Origin of the sequence: Moorena sp. SIO4A1, from assembly GCF_010672065.1 — a bacterium.
Classification (GTDB): domain Bacteria; phylum Cyanobacteriota; class Cyanobacteriia; order Cyanobacteriales; family Coleofasciculaceae; genus Moorena.
Genome location: NZ_JAAHHX010000925.1, coordinates 1 through 1,170, shown reverse-complemented (window position 1 = coordinate 1,170; position 1,170 = coordinate 1). Strand labels below are relative to the sequence as shown.

Below are 1,170 nucleotides of genomic sequence, written 5' to 3'. Positions count from 1 at the left end.
TCATAAAACAAACATGAACGCAAAAACTAGGCGTTTATATTGAAATTTCTAGCAACCCTCAAAAAAAAAATTAGAAAGCGGCAAATTCTAGCAGTCGCCAGGGCAGTTAGGACATGACAAAAGTATCAAACCTAAGTAAGCGCAATAGTTTGACTTCTGACTTCTGACTTCTGACTTCTGACTTCTGACTTCTGACTTCTGACTTCTGACTTCTGCTATATCTGCTTTGCTTTCTGTGCCCAGAATAATCATAAAGAAAGTCCTGCAGCAATAGGAAATATTTTATGAAATCAAACAAATTAACCGTGAGATTACCACTTTGTTTTACTTTACTATTCCTAGGAATGACTCTAATCCACAGTTTGCCAAGTCAGGCGGTGATGTTCCAAAATGGGAAGAATCCAGCACCAAAGACGGGAAGGGGTGGAGCTTCCCGGGGTGAAGATATTTGTTTCTCTGATGCTAAAACCACCACTTCATCAGTCACACCGCTGATGCCAGCTACTAATGTGGGCTTAACGGTGGCAGAACGTCCAACTTTGCTGGTATATGTTCCTCAGACTTCAGCTAAAGAAGCTTTTTTAAGTTTCGAGGATGAACAGCGAAACCATCATTACCAGAGCTTTATACGTCTGCCTAATCAGCCAGGTGTAATGGCGGTTGAATTACCACCTCAGGCTCCACCACTAAAGGTCGGTAAGAATTACCAGTGGTCTTTGGTGATGATTTGTGGGGAGTATTTAGAACCAGATAGTCCTGAGGTAACTGGATGGGTTCGTCGAGTTGAAGCCAATTCTACCTTGATGAATCAGAAAACATTAAAAGCCTCACTGAAAAAAGCCTCATTGTTGGCTGAATCAGGGATTTGGGTCGATACTGTCTCTACCCTCGCTGATTTAAGGCGAGCTGAACCAAAAAATTCAGTCTATCTCTCCCATTGGGAAGAACTGTTACAATCACAAGGACTAACTGCGATCGCTAACCAGCCGTTGCTCAATAAATAAACTATAAATATCTGAACATCATACAATCAACTATTATCCTGCAATCCTTATAAAGCAAGGATTTAACCCTATGTGGCTCAAGGGGTTAGTTAGCAGCTGATTTGTGATAACTCCAAAAAATATCGCATCTTAAACCCCTGGTTGAAAACCAGGGGTTTAAGATCGG

At 41.4% G+C, this 1,170-nt stretch carries 2 protein-coding genes; one reads left to right on the top strand and one right to left on the bottom strand.

Annotated features, from left to right (window positions below; genetic code table 11):
* Positions 1–87 precede the first annotated feature (87 nt).
* Positions 88–252: a hypothetical protein gene (locus tag F6K53_RS44150; protein ID WP_293087210.1), complete on the bottom strand. Its 165-nt coding sequence runs from the start codon at positions 250–252 to the stop codon at positions 88–90.
* Positions 253–284: 32 nt separating this feature from the next.
* Here F6K53_RS44150 and F6K53_RS44145 point away from each other — a divergent pair, with 32 nt between their 5' ends.
* Positions 285–1,004, top strand: coding sequence for a DUF928 domain-containing protein (locus F6K53_RS44145; protein ID WP_293072969.1), 720 nt, complete (start codon positions 285–287; stop codon positions 1,002–1,004).
* Positions 1,005–1,170 lie beyond the last annotated feature (166 nt).

What these genes read in the sequence shown, in the direction of transcription:
- F6K53_RS44150 (WP_293087210.1), bottom strand. Translation starts at nt 252, where the DNA reads ATGATTATTCTGGGCACAGAAAGCAAAGCAGATATAGCAGAAGTCAGA.
- F6K53_RS44145 (WP_293072969.1), top strand. Translation starts at nt 285, where the DNA reads ATGAAATCAAACAAATTAACCGTGAGATTACCACTTTGTTTTACTTTA.